The sequence below is a fragment of the Aeromonas sp. FDAARGOS 1407 genome (assembly GCF_019048725.1).
GTDB classification, from domain to species: domain Bacteria; phylum Pseudomonadota; class Gammaproteobacteria; order Enterobacterales; family Aeromonadaceae; genus Aeromonas; species Aeromonas enteropelogenes.
Genome location: NZ_CP077399.1, coordinates 2,359,680 through 2,378,404, shown reverse-complemented (window position 1 = coordinate 2,378,404; position 18,725 = coordinate 2,359,680). Strand labels below are relative to the sequence as shown.

Here is an 18,725-nt window from a genome sequence, read left to right as displayed (position 1 = left end):
TATCTGTGGGGCGCTGTCTTGCGGCTACCCGATCCGCCTCTGTCAAAATCACAGAGGCACTTCCCATGATCTACACCTTCCTGATCCAGCATTCCCGTACCTGCCGTTTGGCAGACCTACGCCGTATCCGCACCATTACCGCCGTTGCTGACACCGAAGCCCAAGCCCGCGCCGCCCTGGCCGGTTTGCCGTTGGTGTTTGTCAGCCGCCGTCCGTCTGGGAGGGCCGCCGCATGAACAAGCAACATCAAGATACCGCCAACGAGCTGTACAGCATTTCATCCGCGCTAGAGAGCGCCATTTGCTTGAAGCGTGACCCCAGCGCCGATGATTTGGTTTGGAGCCTAATCGCTTGGGCGCAAGGGACAGCCGAGGAGACCGCCGATAGCCTGATGCGGGAGCAGCCAAGCCCGATCAATCAAGACGACAGGCCGACTATCCAAGTCAGGGTTGAAGTTAAGGAAGTTGCCCCATCCCGCTTAGAGGCACTCATCGAGCAGCTTGGCAACGCCTTAGAGAAAACCGACCTAGACCCCGTGGAGCGCACACAATACGGCGCTTTGCTTGATGCCCTGCGCGTCGAGGCGGGTATCCCATCACACTGCAACAGGGGGTTGCAATGACCGAGATCGATAAGCTGGTGGGGCAAGTGGCAAGGGCCTATCTGGCGGTGAGTGGTAACACGTTCAACCATCTGGGGGTTCAACTGCCGTTGACTGCCGAACTGTTGGCGCTGGCGATTACAAACAACATCGTGGGCGCTTGCTTGGAACGTGGTGGCGGCAAGCAGGGGCGAGAGGATGCCCTGCTGATGCTGCGCCATATGGTGACTGGGGGCGAGCTAACGCCACTGGGCCGCCTGATGCTGGACGAGATGAACACCCTCTTCTGTGCCGATGTGCGGCAGATGCTGGATGAGGGCAAGGATCCAATGGTGGAGCTGGCGATAGAGCAGACCAGGAGGGCCACACAATGACCATGGCAATCAAAGGGGGCGCAAGCCCCCGATTCGTTTCTGATGTGGCCGCTGCTGCCTGTGGTCACTGGCCCGAGCTGCTGGCCGCTGTGGGTATCGACATACCGCGCCGTGGTAAGCATGGCCCCTGTCCTGCCTGTGGTGGGCGTGACCGGTTCCGGCTCGATGACAAGGGCGGGCGCGGTACCTGGATTTGCAACCAGTGCGGCAGCGGGGACGGCCTGGATCTGGTGTGCCGGGTGCTGAGTACCACCCCAAAGGCGGCGGCTGAGTTGCTGGCCCCGCTGGTGGGCTTGTCTGCCGGTGGTCTCGACCCTGCCGAGCGGGAGCGCATCCAGCGCCAGCAACAGGCCAAGGCAGACCAAGATCGCAAACGGAGCGAACAACAGCGACAGAAGGCCGCCAGACGCGCCGCTGACATCATGGCGGACACCGGGCAGGGGGAGAGCCCCTATCTTGAGCGTAAGGGCTTTGGTTCGCACCTGAGCGCAGTGAATCGAACCCTGATCCGCGAGGGGGGCGAGAACTTCCATGCCGGGTCGCTGGTGGTCGCGCTGACCGACGAGGGGGGCGCTCTGGTGAACGTTCAACTTATCCGGGCTGATGGCAGCAAGCGTTATCTGGCTGGCGGGCAGAAGGCCGGGGCCTATCACCGTATCGAGGGCGGGGCGTTGGTGGCCGTGGTGGAGGGGTACGCAACCGGGCTATCTGTTCACCTAGCTATCGGGGCGACCGTGTATTGCGCGATGGATGCCGGGAACCTTCACGCCGTGGCCCAGATTGCCCGCCGCCAGCACCCAGAGGCGCGGATCCTGCTCTGTGGCGACAATGACGAGGGCACCCAGGGCAACCCCGGCAAGGCCAAATCCGAGCAAGCCGCCGTTGCTATAGGCGGGCTGGTGGCGCTACCGCCTGAGTTTTCAGGAGATTGGAACGACTATCACCAGGCCCATGGGCTTGAAGAGACCGAGAGAGCCATCATGCAAGGCGAAATCACCCAACAAGACCAAGACGCCCACCAGAGGGAAGGGGCTCCCTGGCAGGCCGAAGTAGTGCCGCTTCACCCGGTTCGCGATGACGAGACAGAGAAGGGGCAGGACATGCCGGAGGGGTTCGAGATCCGGGGTGAGCGGTTGTACGCACTGGTAACGCTGGGGCGCGGCGAGGATGCGCACTCGGAGTGGATCCCCATATCTAGCCCGGTGCGGGTACAGGCTGAAACCAGTGACGAACACGGGCGAGGCTATGGCCGCCTGCTTGAGTGGCAGGACAGCGCCGGACGAGCGAGACAGTGGGCCATGCCTGTGCGCTCCCTAGTGCCGCGCAATGGAGAGGATGTATTCGTCTCGCTGCTGGATGCAGGTTTGCCGTTCATCGAGCTGGGCCACAAGCGCAAGCTGGCCGCTTACCTGATGGCCTGTCGGCCCGATAAGCGGATCACTTGTGTGGAGCGCACCGGCTGGCATGGGCGGGCCTATGTGCTGCCAAGTGGCACCATCGGGCCGGATGCCGAGGGGGTGATCCTGCAAACGGCGGGCTATGCGGCCAGCGACTTTACCGAGCGGGGCACCCTGGCCGAGTGGCAACAGGGGGTTGCAGGGCTGGCGGTGGGCAATAGCCGCCTCTGCTTTGCCTTGTCGCTCGCCTTTGCGGCTCCCTTGCTCTCCTTGGTAGGCATGGAGGGCGGTGGCTTCCACCTCAAGGGCGAGAGCACGGACGGCAAGACCACCATCATGAAGGCCGCCGCCAGCGTGTACGGCAACCCTGATCGCTACAGCCAAACATGGCGGGCAACCGGTAACGCCATCGAGGGGATCGCCAGCCGGCGCAATGATGCCCTGCTCTGCCTGGACGAGCTGGGGGAACTGGACGCGCGCGAGGCGGGGCAAACTTCCTACATGCTGTCAAACGGTCAGGGCAAGGGCCGCAGTAAGCAGGATGGCGAACTGAGGGAGCGCAAGGCGTGGCGGCTGCTGTTCCTGAGCACGGGTGAGCTGAGCCTTGAAGATCACGCCGCCAGCGCGGGCCAGCGCACCCAAGCGGGGATGGAGGTGCGCACCATCCAGATCCCGAGCGACACCGGGCAACACGGCGCGTTTGAGTGGCTTCACGGCATGGAGAGCGGACGTACCTTCGCCGACACACTCAAGGCCCACTGTGACCACCAGCACGGCACAGCCTTCCGAACCTATGCCGAGGCATTGGCCGGGGAGCTGGAAGCGCACGGCGAGCGGCTGAGGGCCGAGATTAAGCGCATTGCCGCCGAGCTGACCCCGAGCGGAGCAGGCAACCAAGTAGGTCGTGCCATTAACCGCTTTGCGCTGGTGGCCGCTGCTGGTGAGCTGGCGACCCGGCTAGGGGTGACAGGCTGGCCCGAGGGGGAAGCGATCCGGGCTGTGCGGGTCTGCCTCAAAGCATGGCTGGCGGAACGGGGCCACCTTGGCAACAAGGAGGACGCCGCCACCTTGGCGCAGATCCGGGCCTTTATGCGGGCTCACCAGTACACCCGCTTTGTTGATGTGAGCGACCCGAACCATCGCCCGGCAAATGTGGTTGGTTACAGGCGTAACCCTAGGCATGGCACCGATGATGAACTGGAGTTTTGGGTTGACCCATCGGGCTGGGTTGAGATCACCAGCGGACGCGATGCTAAGAAGGCCGCCAAGCTGTCAGCCAAAGCGGGATACCTGCTAGGCGGTGAGGGGCGTTATCAGCTATTGAGACGGCTCCCGACCGGAAAGCGAGCGCGGGTCTATGTGCTGACCGATCTGGTATTAGCCGATGATGCGGAAGGGCCGGAGGACGAATAACGCCAGCCAGAAGGAACCAAGGGGCCGCCATGCGTGGCCCTTTGCTTTCCTGCCTCATGCGCGCGCACGTAAGGGAAAAACAGTGGTTCCACTGGTTCACTGGTTCCTAGATGGCTCAATCCCTTGCTACATAAGGCCTAGAGCCGGAACCACTGAATTAAATATGACTGGTTCCGCACTGGTTCCACTGGTTCCTAAATGGGGTCGGAATTAGGTCGGAACCAGTGAATGGGGTCTAGGAACCAGTGGATAACTTACAAGTGGTTCACCCATAAACCCAGTAATGGCGCGGGCTGGCGGGGTGCTGGAACCACTGAACCACCGGAACCACCGTTTTTTTTAATCTATAGAGCGGCAAGAGCCGATCAAGATCACACTTTTTCCGCAACAGGGGGTTGCCATGTTTCATTACGGTCTTGCCTTTATGCCCACCGACAAAGAGCGGGCCGAGGCCAAAATAGAGATCCACAACAAACGAGTGAGAGCGCAGACCGCCGAACTGGCAGCGGCCACCGCCGAGGTTATGAGCGCGTTCCCCTCATGCGTGAACGAGCTGGTATTCCACCCGGTCAGACGATGGCGCTTTGATCATGCTTGGCCCACCCAGATGATTGCCGTTGAGATCCACGGCGGGGTTCACTCTGGCGGGCATCATGTCAGTGCCGAGGGCTTCATAAACGACCGACACAAGATGAATGAGGCGCTACTGATGGGATGGCATGTGATTGAGGCCACCACCGATGATGTGCGCAATGGCAAGCTAAAGGAGTGGCTGACAAAGGCGTTTGAGCTGTGGGGCAACCTGAACGGTGAAGGTGCTCCAAGTTCAGTAACGGTATCAAGGAAATCGTGATCCCCTACCCCGTCACCTGGAACGAGCCCATGCTTCCCACCGCACCTATAACCGCATATGGATCCGGGCAGCCATGATCACCAGCGGCTGACTTTTCAGCCAATCCGCAAGACCCTCTCCGAGCTGGGAAGATTCTCCCCTCTCCGACTTCGACCCCTCCCACATTGGATTCCCCGAGACACACGGTAAGAAGTGTCACGGTTTCTCGGACAGTGTCCGGGCAACCATGACAGCAACTCCGCACCCAAATCGGCAGTAAACCGCCACACCCCTCGCCACTACTGGCCGCAAACTCCGCAGTTAAACCGGCATACGAGCCAGATGAAAACGGGCATTCCCGCTTCTAGGCTCTACCCTCGACAACTTTGCGACACCCCACCACGGCCAGCACCAGGGCAGGCCAGCCAGGGGAACCCCTCTCATCTGGATGGCATCTTGTTGATCTCTCCACTGCGCAAATTGCGCAATTCATCCAAAAACGAATACCAACGGCGAGCTGCGCAAAACGGTTGCTCATTAGCTGGCAGCCTAAGCAGCACAAGGGATTGCGGGGGATTGGGGCTAGTAGGGAACTGCGCAATTTGCGCATTCCTAACTGCGCAGAACTGCGCAGATTGGTGAATTGCTCACAAGGGGGAAATGAGGTGTTGAGCACAGGGATTTGAACCCGCATCCGACAAGGGATTTGAACCAACCTTCTGTGGTGCTGGAGAGGTAGAACCAGTGGCTCAAACACCAAAAGCAGAGGGGGACTTTCGCCAACAGTAACACCCAAGGTAACACCACAACCAAACGTCAAACCTTCATAAGCAATAAAAACAATAACTTAAAATTACAATTCAGACTCCCCCAGCCCAACGTTTGGAAAGGGCCTCTTCTTCGGAAGAGGCCCTTTTTTGTTGGCTATCGAGCAGTCAATTCAACCGTGCCGAGACTCCAAGCACAGCCAGGCACGGCGCTTTGTCATATTTTGGTAAACAGCCCGGCTTTGTCATCTCGTGCTGCCAGCCTCACCACACCTGTGTTTGTCCTGCCATCTCCCCCGTTTTTTCACCCGTTCCCGGTTTTTCATTTTTGATGGCGGGTTACACCAACACGTCAACACGTCAACACGTCAACACGTCAACACGCACGAATTTCAGACAATCTAACGAATAACAAAAAGGATTCCAATGATGCCAATACACGACATCCTTTCAGGATCTCTATTTACTGCTTCATCTTGAATACATGCCCCCATTTTTAAGGCTCTCTTTTCTCTGTGAGCCAATTCAATTTTTTGTATTTGAATACTGCCCGATTTCGGATAATCAATGCCGAAACGGGCAAGCCTTGTTTTCAACCAAATACATATACTTCAACTAGTTATATGCATCGCTCATGTGGTGTTATGCCCGTTTTGATTGTTTTACATCCGTTTTTCACTCGGTAAATCCTGCGTCAGATCACACATATTACGAGTCACCTCCCCCTATAATCGGCTCATTCCAACAAAGCAGAGCCAATTATGTTGTCACCTCGTGTTATCGATATTGAAAAATATATTGTTCAAGCCGGTTCAGTCACCGTTAAGGAACTCTCCGAGCGTTTTTCAGTATCGCTGGAAACAATACGTCGTGATCTGCAGGAATTGGAATCCAATGGCTCTGTAAAAAGAGTGCATGGCGGTGCCATCTCTCTGGATAATGCCGATGCCGGGCTGGCATTCAATAAACGCAAGCACGAGAGTTCCATTGAAAAAAAGCTGATCGCCTATAAGGCGCTGGCCCTGATTAACCCCGGTGATATTATCATGCTCGATGCCAGCTCAACGTGTTGGTACCTGGCTGAAGCACTGCCAGATATATCCATGACGGTAATCACCAACTCATTTCGAAATGTGCTGAGCCTGGCAGTCAAGAAGAATATCAAGACCATCGCCATCGGTGGTGAATACTCTGAGAAATATGCTGCCTTCGTTGGCACCATTGCCAGTGGCAACATCAGCCAGTACCGGGTGGATACTCTTTTCTTCTCCTGCGCCGCCTACAGCAAAGGCAACGGCGTCTGGGAAAACAATGAGATAAACGCATCGACCAAGAAGGTGATGCTGGCCTCAGCCAGGCAGAAAGTATTGCTGGCTGATACCCGGAAAGAGAACCGCTCCGGAATTGTCAGGATCTGTCAATTCAACGATGTTGATGTAATTCTGACAGAAAAAGATGAAAACAATATAAGGCAATTAAGCAGATACAAAAAATAACACACTGTACCATACTCAATATAAAATAAATGGAGTTTACATTATGGCTAATACATCCAATGCCGCTGTTTGCGAAAACAGCCGCGATGATATTGTGCCCGAAAGCACGGGAATATCCAGTCAGGTAGTTCCCAGAAGTATATTGATCCCCTTTATTTTGCTGACCAGTTGCTTTGCCCTGTGGGGGCTTGCAAATAATATGACGGATGTCCTGATTGCTCAATTCAAAAAGGTATTCACCTTGACGGATATGCAATCGGGTCTGGTTCAGACTGCCTTTTATGGTGCCTATTTTTGTTTGGCCCTGCCCGCTGCGCTCTTTATCAAGCGGTTCAGCTACAAGGCGGGGGTATTGCTCGGGCTCGGGCTCTTTTGCACCGGTGCACTGATGTTTTATCCGGCCAGCCAGATCATGACCTATGGCCCCTTCCTCGCCTCTCTGTTCGTGCTGGCCGGTGGTCTCTCTATTCTGGAGACCAGCGCCAACCCCTACATCATTGCGATGGGCCCGCAGGAAACCGCCACCCGTCGTTTGAACCTCGCGCAATCGTTTAACCCCATCGGTTCCATCACCGGCGTGCTGATCGGCAAGTTCTACATTCTCTCGCAACTGAATCCGGCCACCGATGCCGAACGGGCACTGATGTCCGCCGACGAACTCGGCCAGATCCAGGCCGGCGAGCTGGCCGCGGTCATGGGACCTTATCTGATGGTGGCCCTGGTCATCGTCGCGGTGTGGCTGGCCATCGCCTTTACCCGCATGCCGGTGGCGCACGATACCAACAGCACGGGGCTGGACCTCAAGGGCAGCTTCGCCCGCCTGCTGGCCAGGGGCTACTTTGTGCGCGGCGTGCTGGGCCAGTTCTTCTATGTCGGCGCCCAGATTGGCTGCTGGTCCTACACCATTCGCTACGTGATGACGGAAGTGGGCGGCAACGAGGCCGATGCCTCCACCTACCTGCTCGCCTCCATCGTGATCTTCTCGGCCTGCCGCTTTATCTGCACCGCCCTGATGACCTACATCTCCCCCGCCAAACTGCTCGGGTTACTGGCCATGGGAGCGTCGTTCTGCCTGCTGTGGGTGATGTTTGCCGGCGGCATGGCTGGCGTATACGCCCTGGTCGCCGTCTCCGCCTGTATGTCCCTGATGTTCCCGACCATCTTCGGCCTCTCGGTACACGGTCTTGGCAAGGACACCCAGTTCGGCGGCAGCTGTCTCATCATGGCCATCCTCGGCGGCGCCGTCCTGACTGCCCTGATGGGCCAGATCTCGGACATGGCCGGCATTCGCATGGCATTCATCATCCCGCTTATCGGATTTATCTACCTCATTCACTTCGGTTTCAAAGGCCATAAGGCATAAGGAGCAAGACATGAACAAGTTGATCGGCGCACTCCCCACCATCGGCATCCGTCCCACCATCGATGGTCGTCGCATGGGGGTCCGTGAATCCCTGGAAGAGCAGACCATGAAGATGGCTCGCATGACAGCCGAATTGCTCAGCCAGCACCTGCGCCATCCGAGCGGCGAGCCGGTGGAATGCGTCATCGCCGATACCACCATCGGCGGCATGGCCGAGTCCGCCGCCTGCGAGGAGAAATTCAAATCCTGCAACGTTGGCCTTTCCATCACGGTCACTCCCTGCTGGTGCTACGGCAGCGAGACCATCGACATGGATCCGCTGCGCCCCAAAGCCATCTGGGGTTTCAACGGCACCGAGCGTCCGGGCGCCGTCTACCTGGCAGCGGCCCTGGCGGCCCACAACCAGAAAGGGCTGCCCGCCTTCTCCATCTACGGCAAGGATGTGCAGGATGCAGACAGCGATGGCATTCCGGCCGACGTACAGGAGAAGCTGCTGCGCTTCGCCCGCGCCGGTCTGGTGGTCGCCACCCTGCGTGGCAAGAGCTATCTCTCCCTCGGCGGGGTTTCCATGGGGATCGCCGGCTCCATCGTCGATCACACCTTCTTCGAAGAGTTCTTCGGCATGAAGGTCCAGGCAGTGGACATGACAGAGCTGCGTCGCCGTATGGACAAGGGCATCTATGACTCGGCCGAGCTGGAGCTGGCCCAGAGCTGGGCCGACAAGTACTTCAACGAAGGGACTGACCGCAACCCTCCCGAGCGTCGCCGCAACCCGGAGCAGAAGCAGGCCGTCCTACGCGAGAGCCTGCTGATGGCGATCTGCATGCGCGACATGATGCAGGGCAACCCGCGCCTGGCCGAGCTCGGCTTTGGCGAAGAGGCGCTCGGCTACAACGCCATCGTCGGCGGCTTCCAGGGCCAACGCCACTGGACCGATCAATACCCCAACGGTGACACCGCCGAAACCCTGCTCAACAGCTCGTTCGACTGGAACGGCCCCCGTGCCCCCATCATCATGGGCACCGAGAATGACAGCCTCAACGCCATGAGCATGCTGCTGGGTTACGGTCTGACCGGCACCGCCCAGATCTTCTGCGATGTGCGCACCTACTGGTCCCCCGAGGCAGTCGAGCGGGTCACCGGCCACCGTCTGGCAGGGCTGGCCGAGCACGGCATCATCCACATGATCAACTCGGGCTCCGCCGCCCTCGACGGCACCGGCCGTCAGCGCGACGCCAACGGCAAGCCGACCATCAAGCCCCACTGGGAAGTGACCGAGGACGACGTGAAGGCTTGTCTTGCCGCCACCGAATGGTGTCCGGCCGTTGACGAGTATTTCCGTGGCGGTGGCTTCTCCACCCACTACCTGACCGAGGGCGACATCCCCTTCACCATGAGCCGCATCAATATCGTCAAGGGGATAGGTCCGGTCCTGCAGATCGCCGAGGGCCACAGCGTGACGCTGCCGCAACAGGTCCACGACGTGCTCAACGAGCGCACCGACGCCACCTGGCCAACCACCTGGTTCGTTCCCCGCCTCACCGGGCAGGGAGCCTTCCGCGATGTCTACTCGGTCATGGCCAACTGGGGCGCCAACCACGGCGTGCTGACGGTCGGCCATGTGGGCAGCGAACTGCTCACTCTGGCGGCCATGCTGCGCATCCCGGTCTGCATGCACAACGTCTCGGAAGAGAAGGTGTTCCGGCCCTCCGCCTGGGGCGCCCACGGCATGGACAGCGAAGGGCAGGACTATCGCGCCTGCGCCAACTACGGCCCGCTCTATCGCTAAGTACCGGCAGGGCCGCAAGGCCCTGCTCTCTTCCCTCGTAGTAAGGAGTTGTCATGAGGCAAGATGTTGTCATCGTGCTCGATTGTGGTGCCACCAATGTCCGGGCCATTGCCGTCAACACCGCAGGTGAAGTGGTGGCCAAGGCAGCCGTGGCCAATGCAACCGAGCCTGCACGGGAACATTCGGAGTGGCACCAGTGGTCACTGGAGGCGATCCTGGCACGCTTCACCCACTGCTGCCGCGAGTTGCAACCGGCGCTGGCCGGGTACGAGATCCGGGCCGTCACCGTCACCACCTTCGGCGTCGATGGTGCCCTGGTGGATGAGGACGGCGAGCTGCTCTATCCCATCATCAGCTGGAAGTGCCCGCGCACCGTAGCGGTGATGGAGCAGATCCGTCGTTATCTGGATCCCGAGCAGTTGCAGCGCCTCTCCGGGGTGGGCCAGTTTGGCTTCAATACCCTCTACAAGCTGATCTGGCTGCGCGAGCAGCACCCCGAGCTGGTCGAGTGCGCCCACGCCTGGCTCTTCATCTCGTCGCTCATCAATCACCGTCTGACCGGCAAGATGACGACCGACCGCACCATGGCCGGCACCAGCCAGCTGCTCAGTCTGCAGCAGGAGTGTTTCAGCCGCACCATCCTGGATGCTGTCGGCCTGTCCGAGCATCTCTTCCCACCCATGGTAGCGGCGGGCGAAGTGATCGGTTCCTTGCTGCCCGACTTCGCCGAGCGGCTCGGCCTGCCTGCCGGCATCCCGGTGGTGAGCGCCGGCCATGACACCCAGTTCGCCCTGGCAGGCTCCGGCGCGGGCCCGGATCAACCGGTCCTCTCGTCGGGCACCTGGGAGATCCTGATGGTGCGCACCCCGCAGGTAGACAGCGACGCCCTGGCCCGGGTGGCAGGCTCGACCTGCGAGCTGGATGCCGACTGCGGCCAGTTCAATCCCGGCCTGCAGTGGCTCGCCTCCGGCGTGCTGGAGTGGGTTCGCACTCTTGGCTGGCCCGAGGGCGGTGATTACGAGGCAATGATCGATGAGGCGCGCGCCGTGCCGGTCGGCTGTGACGGCGTGCGCATGGCACCCAATCTGCTGGCCAATGGCGTGGGGCATGGCCAGGGGGCCTTTACCGGCCTCTCCCTCTCGACCCGTCGCAGCCATCTCTATCGCGCCGCCCTGGAGGCGCTGGCCTTTCATCTCAAGGGGCAACTGACCCGGCTCGAGCAGATTGGCCACTTCCAGGCGCAGCAGTTGCTGGTGGTGGGCGGCGGCTCGCGCAATGCCCTGTGGAACCAGATCAAGGCCGATGTGCTGGGCTTGCCCGTGCTCGCCATCGACGAGGCGGAGACCACTGTGCTCGGCGCCGCCCTCTATGCTATGACAGGTGCCCGACTGCACCCCACGCTGGCAGCTGCCCATGCCGCCCTCACCAGACGCTATACCCCTTTCCAGCCTTCGGCCGATGCCGGGGCTTACCAGACTCTCTACAAGGAATTGCACTCATGAACTGTGATATTCGTACTGCCGCAGACTGGACCATCAACCCGCCTCTCCCCGACTTCGTCTATCACTGGGAAGAGGGCAAGGACCCCGTCACCCCGGAGCAGGTACACGCCTTTTTCTACAGCGCCCCCATGGAGCAGCTCAAACAGCGCATCTGCGATATCGGGCGCCGCCTGTGGCAAAAAGAGTACGTGGATGGCAACGGCGGCAACATCTCGGTGCGCGTCGGTGACAACCTGGTGCTCTGCACCCCGACCCTCATCAGCAAGGGCTTCATGCGTCCCGAGGATCTCTGCCTGGTAGACATGGACGGGCGCCAGAAGGCCGGCATCCGCCCCTCCACCAGCGAGATCAAGACTCACCTCGCCATCATGCGTCGCAGCGGTGCCCGCTCCTGCGTGCACGCCCACCCGGCCCATGCCAACGCCTTCCTGATCACCGGCTCTGTGCCCCCCTCCGGCATCATGCCAGAGCCGGATATCTTCTTCGGCGAGGTAGGGCTGGCCGCCTATGCCACGCCAGGGAGCCAGGAGAACGCCCACAACGTGGGAGAAGCCTCGGTCGATCACCAGTGCATCTTCATGGAGAACCACGGCGTCATCGTCTGGGGGGATCACGTGGAGGATGCCTACTGGAAGCTCGAGAACGTCGACGCCTACTGCCGCATCCTGCTGCTGGCCACCGAGCTGGAACGTCCCATCACCCGGGTCGATGCCGCCTCGATGCGCGACTTCATCCGCATTCGCCAGGCCCTCGGCATGCCCGATGCCCGCAGCGAACGCAGCGATGCCGAGCTCTTTAACGCGACCGAGTTTGCCGGCCGCCCGCTGCACACCCGCTAAGGAGAACCCCATGCTCAAGGGAATTTCACCCCTCATCAGCCCAGACCTGCTCAAGGTGATGGCCGAGATGGGCCACGGCGACGAGCTGATCCTTGCCGATGCCCACTTCCCGGCCCACCAGCTCGGCCGGCGGGTACTGAGGGCCGACGGCATCCCGGTCGATGCCCTGCTGGCTGCCATCAGCCCGCTGTTTGAACTCGACGCCTACGCCCCGCCCCTGGTGATGATGGCGGCGGTGGCGGGAGACGAGCTGGATCCGGCCGTGGAGCAGCGCTACCTGGCTGCCCTGGCCGGGCACAACCCGGGGGTCGACGTGACGCGCATCGATCGCTTCGCCTTCTATGAGCGGGCGAAGGAGGCCTACGCCATCCTGATCACCGGCGAGTGCGCCAAGTACGGCAACATCCTGCTTAAAAAAGGGGTCACCCCGAGTTGACCCTGATGCGGCGGGGCCAGACCCCGCCCGAGTGTCCCGATGAACGGGCAGACCCGTTCATGGATACATTCGAAATGTTCAAGGAGACAATCATGAGCTTTATGCTGGCCATGCCCAGACTGAGTTTTCACGGCGCGGGTGCCATCGGTGACATGCTGGATCGGGTGGCGCAAGAGGGTTTCAAGCGGGCGCTGCTGGTGACCGACCGGGATCTGCTGCGCCTCGGATTGCATCAACCTGTGGTGGAGGGGCTCACCGCCCGCGGGCTCGATCACTGCCTGTTTGGCGAGGTGATGCCCAACCCGACGGTGGCGATCGTCGAGGCAGGCCATCGCGCCTTCGTGCGCAGCGACAGTGACTGCATCATCGCCCTCGGCGGTGGCAGCGCCATCGACGCCGCCAAGGGGATCAGCATCCTCACCGCCAACCCGGGCCCCGTCACCGCCTACAGCGGGGTGGGCAAGGTGGCCAAACGCGGTGCCTTTCTCGCCGCCATCAACACCACCGCCGGCACTGCCGCCGAGGTGACCAGCAATGCGGTGATCACCGACACCGACCGCCAGGTGAAGGAGGTGATCATCGATCCCGCCATCCTGGTCGATATCGCGGTGGATGACCCGACCCTGATGCTCGGCATTCCACCGGCGGTGACCGCTGCCACCGGCATGGATGCCCTGACCCACGCCATCGAAGCCTACGTGGCCAAAGGGGCCCATCCACTTACCGATCACTCGGCGCTGGCGGCCATCGAGATCATCGGCCGCTGGCTGCCTCACGCGGTGGAACAGGGGCAGGATCTGCAGGGGCGCGAGATGATGGCCTATGGCCAGTATCTCGCCGGCATGGCGTTCAACAGCGCGGGACTGGGTCTGGTACATGCGCTGGCGCACCAACCGGGTGCGACCCACGACCTGCCCCACGGGGTCTGCAACGCCATCCTGCTGCCCGTCATCTGCGACTACAACCGGCCGGTGTGCGTGAGCCGCTTTGCCGCCATCGCCCGCGCCCTCGGCGTGGACACCACCACCATGGATGAGGAACAGGCGAGCCAGGCTGCCATCGAGGCAATCCGTACCCTCTCGGCACGGGTAGGCATCCCCGCCGGCTTCTCGGCCCTTGGCATCACCAGCACCGACATCGACCGCTGGATTGACAAGGCGATGGCCGACCCCTGTGCCCCCGGCAATCCGCGCGCCGCAGATCCCGAACAGATCCGCGCACTCTATCTGGCGGCGCTCTAACCCTCTGTTGCAGGCGGTCACCCCCCCCTGGCATCATGACGGCCGCGGTATCAACCGCGGCCCTTTCATGTGGCAATATGGCACCATGGCAACCTTTTGTGCTGATGCCAGCCGCCCGGGCCATCCCTTCCTCATTGCAAAAACAGTTGTAGAAAAAGAGCCAGATGGCCCACACCCCATCTTTTCTGGCGTCATTCCTTGCTGGTAACCCTGTCGTTCACAAGCCGCAATGACTCACTAACATACTGCTATTAAAGGAATTATCTTTAACGGCTCGCCCGCTGACCCAGGCTCAGAGCCAGCCTTGAAAGCGTTTTCCCCTATGGCGCAATAACCTGTCCGAAATCAAATAAAGTTGTGGATGACCTTTGGTAATGTGGGGTTATATCCAGCGATTGTTCGATCGCTTCTCCTGCTGGCTCCGCCAGATGCAGCATTTTCTGCGCCTTGACCCGAGTTTATGACGCCATGCTCACTCTCACTCTCGATGGGGCTCAGCTGACGGTTGATCCGACCCTGACCCTGCTTCAGATAGCAAAACAGCACCATATCGACATCCCCTCCCTGTGCGGCGACAACGACCGTACCCCCAAGACCCCGTGCGATCTCTGCGTGGTCGAGATCGCCGGTGTCGGCATCCGGCGCGCCTGCGAAACCCGCCCGAGCGAGGGGATGGTGGTCACCACCCAGTCGCAGGCCCTGAGGGATCACCGCCAGCAGGCGCTTGGCCACATCCTCTCGGATCACTACGCCGACTGCGAGGCCCCCTGCCAGCGAGCCTGCCCGGCCGAGGTGGATATCCAGTCCTATCTGCACCATATCGCCATGGGGGATCACGAGGCGGCCACCGCCGTCATCAAGCAGACACTGCCCATGCCGCTCTCCATCGGCCGGGTCTGTCCGGCCTTCTGCGAGGCCGAATGTCGCCGATCCCTGGTAGATGAGCCGCTGGCCATCCGTCAGCTCAAGCGCCATGCCGCCGATCTGGATCTGGCCGGGATGACCCCCTATCAGCCCCCGAAAAAGCCCGCCAAGGGCAAGCGGGTCGCCATCATTGGCAGCGGCCCGGGGGGCCTCACCTGCGGTTACTACCTGGGCTATGAGGGGTTCGACGTGGATCTCTTCGAGGCAATGCCCGAGGCCGGTGGCTGGCTGCGTTACGGCATCCCCGAGTACCGGCTGCCCAAGGCGATCCTCGATCAGGAGATCGCATTGATGTGCGAGAGCGGCATGCGGATCCACACCAGCCAGCGCCTGGGGCAGGAGCTCAGCCTCTCGGCCCTGTGCCGTGACTACGACGCCGTCTGTCTGGCGGTCGGCGCCTCCCAGGCTGTGCCCATGGAGTACCCCGGCAGCACTCTCGAAGGCTGCTATCTCGGGGTGGACTACCTCAAGGATCGGATGCTGGAGCAGCGCCTCACCACCGGCAAACGGGTTGCGGTGATCGGTGGCGGCAATACCGCCATCGACTGCGCCCGTACTGCGGTGCGCCTCGGCGCCGAGACCACCCTCATCTATCGTCGCACCCGCGCCGAGATGCCCGCCGAGGCGTACGAGATTGACGAGGCGGAGCACGAAGGGGTGCGCTTCATGATGCTGACCAATCCGGTGGAAAACCTGGCCGATGAAGCGGGCCGCGTCTGTCAGGTGCGGCTCGAGAAGATGGCCCTCGGCGAACCGGATACTTCCGGCCGCCGCCGCCCCCAGCCCACCGGCGAGTTCATCGTCGAGGAGTTTGATACCGTCATCGCCGCCGTCTCCCAGCGGCCGGATCTGAGCTTTATGGAAGGGGAGTCGCTGACCCTGCCCCTCACCCGCTGGAATACTCTGGACGCCCACCCCGAGACCATGCACAGCGGTCACGCCAATCTGTTTGCCATCGGCGATCTGCGCCGGGGTCCGGCCACCGCCATCGAGGCGGTCGCCGACGGGCGCAAGGCGGCGCTGGCCATTGACCGCTTCCTGCACGGCACCATGGTGGATCCGGTACGCCCCTTCAACGCCAGCAAGGCCCCCTCCCTCAAGCAGGTGGACCCCGCCCAGTTCGCCCACCTGAAGCAGGTCGCCCGCGCCGTCATGCCCCATCTGGCCGATCGCAGCGGCAGCTTTGCCGAGGTGGAGCAGGGCTTTAGCGATGCCGCGGCCCGGGCCGAGGCGGCCCGCTGCCTGGAATGCGGCTGCCAGGCCAATACCGATTGCGCCCTGCGCGACTATGCCACCGAATACAAGGTCGACCAGAGCGCCCTCGATACCCATGACTGCCAGAAGTTTGCGGTGGACAACAGCAGCGAATTCATCGTGTTCGATGCCAACCGCTGCATCGGCTGTGGCCAGTGCGTGCAGGCGTGCAACGAGCAGGCAGTACAGGGCATCCTGCAGTTTGCCAGACAGGCCGACGGTACCCTCTCGACCCGGCCGCAGTTCGAGGCGGGACTGGCGATGGGAGATTCCCACTGCGTGCAGTGCGGCGCCTGTGTGCAGGTCTGCCCCACCGGCGCCATGGTGGATGCCCGCGACAAGTCCCAGGGGCGCACCGAGTTGCTCACCCCGGTCAACACCATCTGCACCTATTGCGGGGTTGGCTGCGGCGTCACTCTCTATGTGGATGAGGCGCGGCAGCGCATCCGCTATGTGGAGGGCAACCGCCACTCCCCGGTCAACCAGGGGCTGCTCTGCGTCAAGGGGCGCTTTGGCTTTGACTTTATCCAGAGCGAGGAGCGCCTCACCACACCGCTGATCCGCAAGGATGGCCAGCTGGTGCCCGCCAGTTGGCAGGAGGCGATCGCCCTGGTGGCCGAGCGCTTTGGTGCCATCAAGGCAGAGCATGGCAGCGATGCGCTGGCTGGGTTCTCCTCGGCCAAGACCACCAACGAAGACAACTACCTGTTCCAGAAATTCATGCGCCGGGAGCTTGCCACCAACAACGTGGATCACTGCGCCCGCCTGTGCCACGCCTCCACCGTCACCGGGCTGGAGGCGTCGCTCGGCAGTGGGGCCATGACCAACGACATCCCGAGCATCGATCACTCGGATCTCATCTTCATCATCGGCTCCGATACCTCGGCGGCCCACCCCATCATCGGCTCCCACATCAAGCGGGTGGTGCGCGAGGGCAAGGCACGGCTGGTGGTAGCGGACCCGAAACGAATCGAGATGGCCGATCATGCCAGCCTCTACCTGGCCCATCGCCCCGGTACCGACGTGATGCTGCTCAACGGCATCATGCAGCAGATCATCCGGCACGACTGGCACGACAAGAGCTATATCGCCGAGCGGGTGGAGGGGTTTGAGTCGCTCAAGGCCGAGGTGCTCTCTCCCGCCTATGCGCCGGACAAGGTGGCCCTCATCACCGGCGTCTCCGCCGAACAGGTGATTGAGCTGGCGCGGCTCATCGGCACCGCCGAGCGCACCGCCATCTACTACTCCATGGGGATCACCCAGCACACCACGGGCCACGACAACGTGCGGGCCATCGCCAACCTGCAGCTGCTGTGCGGCAACATCGGCATCGAGGGGGGCGGCATCAACCCGCTGCGCGGCCAGTCCAACGTGCAGGGAGCCTGCGACATGGGAGCCCTGCCCAATAACTTGCCCGGCTATCAGAAGGTGGCTGACCCGGACGTGCACGCCCGCTTCGTGGCCGCCTGGCAAGCCCCCTGGCTGCCCGCCAAGCCCGGCCTCACCCTCACCGAGACCATAGATGCCGCCTGCGCCGGCACCATCAAGGGGCTCTATGTGATGGGGGAAAACCCGGTACTGAGCGATCCGGATCAGCATCACGTCATCGAGGGGCTCAAGCGCCTCGAATTCCTGGTGGTACAGGATATCTTCCTCTCGGAAACCGCCCAGCTCGCCGATGTGGTGCTCCCCTCCTGCTCCTTTGCCGAGAAGAGCGGCCACTTCACCAACACGGAGCGGCGGGTGCAGCGCCTCTCCCCCGCCATCAAGGCGCCGGGGCAGGCGCGGGAAGACTGGTGGATTATCCAGCAGCTCGCCAATGCCATGGGGGGCGACTGGCACTACCAGAATGTGGCCGAGATCACCGAGGAGATCTGCCGGGTGACGCCCCAGTACGCCGGCATCCACTGGGACAAGGTGGGTCAGGCCGGATTGCAGTGGCCCTGCCATGACCAGGCTCCCGAGGGGACTCGCCTGCTCCACGGCAAGCAGTTCACCCGGGGCAAGGGGGAGATGGTGGCCACGCCGTTCCGCTATGCCGCCGAGCTGCCGGATGAAACCTATCCGATAGTGCTCACCACGGGGCGCCTGCTGGAGCAGTTCCACACCGGCACCATGACGCGCAAAACCAGGGGGCTCGACAAGCTCGCCGGCCCCAGGGTGATGATGAGCGTGGCGGATGCCGAGCGCCTGGGCATTGGCAACAGCGAGCGGGTGAAGGTCACCAGCCGCCGCGGCCATATCGAGCTGCCCGCCTTCGTCACCAAGCGGATGCAGCCCGGAGTGGTATTCATTCCGTTCCACTTTGCCGAGGCGCCGGCCAACCGGCTCACCATCAATGCCACCGATCCCCACGCCAAGATCCCCGAGTTCAAGGTCGCGGCGGTGCGCATCGACAAGCTGGCCACCCCGGCCAACGCCCGGGAGGCTGAAGCCGAGATGGCCTGATGGCCTGCGGCAACCCCGGTTCGGCCCCCTATGTACGGCCCCATAGCAA

The 18,725-nt window shown here is 61.7% G+C and carries 13 protein-coding genes; all 13 read left to right on the top strand.

The features are described from left to right. Positions 1–65: 65 nt before the first annotated feature. The 13 genes from I6L37_RS11405 (at position 66) to fdhF (ending at position 18,676) form a co-directional block, all read left to right on the top strand. Positions 66–236, top strand: coding sequence for a host cell division inhibitor Icd-like protein (locus I6L37_RS11405; protein ID WP_254203479.1), 171 nt, complete (start codon positions 66–68; stop codon positions 234–236). Continuing rightward, positions 233–622 (top strand): hypothetical protein, encoded by a 390-nt coding sequence (locus tag I6L37_RS22075; RefSeq protein WP_254203478.1) that lies wholly within the window; start codon positions 233–235, stop codon positions 620–622. Before I6L37_RS11405 ends, I6L37_RS22075 begins: the two co-directional genes overlap by 4 nt. Next, positions 619–975, top strand: a complete 357-nt coding sequence (locus I6L37_RS11395; RefSeq protein ID WP_216991879.1) for a hypothetical protein — start codon at positions 619–621, stop codon at positions 973–975. Before I6L37_RS22075 ends, I6L37_RS11395 begins: the two co-directional genes overlap by 4 nt. Further along, positions 972–3,785, top strand: coding sequence for a DUF927 domain-containing protein (locus I6L37_RS11390; RefSeq protein ID WP_216991878.1), 2,814 nt, complete (start codon positions 972–974; stop codon positions 3,783–3,785). The genes I6L37_RS11395 and I6L37_RS11390 overlap by 4 nt, the downstream gene beginning before the upstream one ends. A gap of 400 nt (positions 3,786–4,185) precedes the next feature. Next, positions 4,186–4,638 (top strand): hypothetical protein, encoded by a 453-nt coding sequence (locus I6L37_RS11385; RefSeq protein WP_216991877.1) that lies wholly within the window; start codon positions 4,186–4,188, stop codon positions 4,636–4,638. A 1,507-nt stretch (positions 4,639–6,145) separates the two neighbouring features. Next, on the top strand, positions 6,146–6,880 hold the full coding sequence (locus tag I6L37_RS11380; RefSeq protein WP_042027570.1) for a DeoR/GlpR family DNA-binding transcription regulator: 735 nt from the start codon (positions 6,146–6,148) through the stop codon (positions 6,878–6,880). Between the two features lie 94 nt (positions 6,881–6,974). Beyond that, the gene (gene fucP, locus I6L37_RS11375) at positions 6,975–8,243 is read left to right on the top strand and encodes an L-fucose:H+ symporter permease (protein WP_082037556.1); all 1,269 of its coding nucleotides are present in this window, start codon (positions 6,975–6,977) and stop codon (positions 8,241–8,243) included. A gap of 10 nt (positions 8,244–8,253) precedes the next feature. Further along, positions 8,254–10,032 carry an L-fucose isomerase gene (locus I6L37_RS11370; RefSeq protein ID WP_124240702.1) on the top strand — a complete coding sequence of 593 codons (1,779 nt, stop codon included), beginning with the start codon at positions 8,254–8,256 and terminating at the stop codon, positions 10,030–10,032. Between the two features lie 53 nt (positions 10,033–10,085). Beyond that, positions 10,086–11,534: an L-fuculokinase gene (fucK, locus tag I6L37_RS11365; RefSeq protein ID WP_216991876.1), complete on the top strand. Its 1,449-nt coding sequence runs from the start codon at positions 10,086–10,088 to the stop codon at positions 11,532–11,534. Then, positions 11,531–12,373 carry a class II aldolase/adducin family protein gene (locus I6L37_RS11360; RefSeq protein WP_052445754.1) on the top strand — a complete coding sequence of 281 codons (843 nt, stop codon included), beginning with the start codon at positions 11,531–11,533 and terminating at the stop codon, positions 12,371–12,373. The genes fucK and I6L37_RS11360 overlap by 4 nt, the downstream gene beginning before the upstream one ends. Positions 12,374–12,383: 10 nt before the next feature. Further along, positions 12,384–12,809, top strand: coding sequence for an L-fucose mutarotase (gene fucU / locus I6L37_RS11355; protein WP_216991875.1), 426 nt, complete (start codon positions 12,384–12,386; stop codon positions 12,807–12,809). Positions 12,810–12,901: 92 nt separating this feature from the next. Further along, complete coding sequence (locus tag I6L37_RS11350; protein WP_026456117.1) at positions 12,902–14,050, top strand: iron-containing alcohol dehydrogenase; 1,149 nt, start codon at positions 12,902–12,904, stop codon at positions 14,048–14,050. Between the two features lie 468 nt (positions 14,051–14,518). After that, positions 14,519–18,676, top strand: coding sequence for a formate dehydrogenase subunit alpha (fdhF, locus tag I6L37_RS11345; protein ID WP_216991874.1), 4,158 nt, complete (start codon positions 14,519–14,521; stop codon positions 18,674–18,676). Positions 18,677–18,725 lie beyond the last annotated feature (49 nt).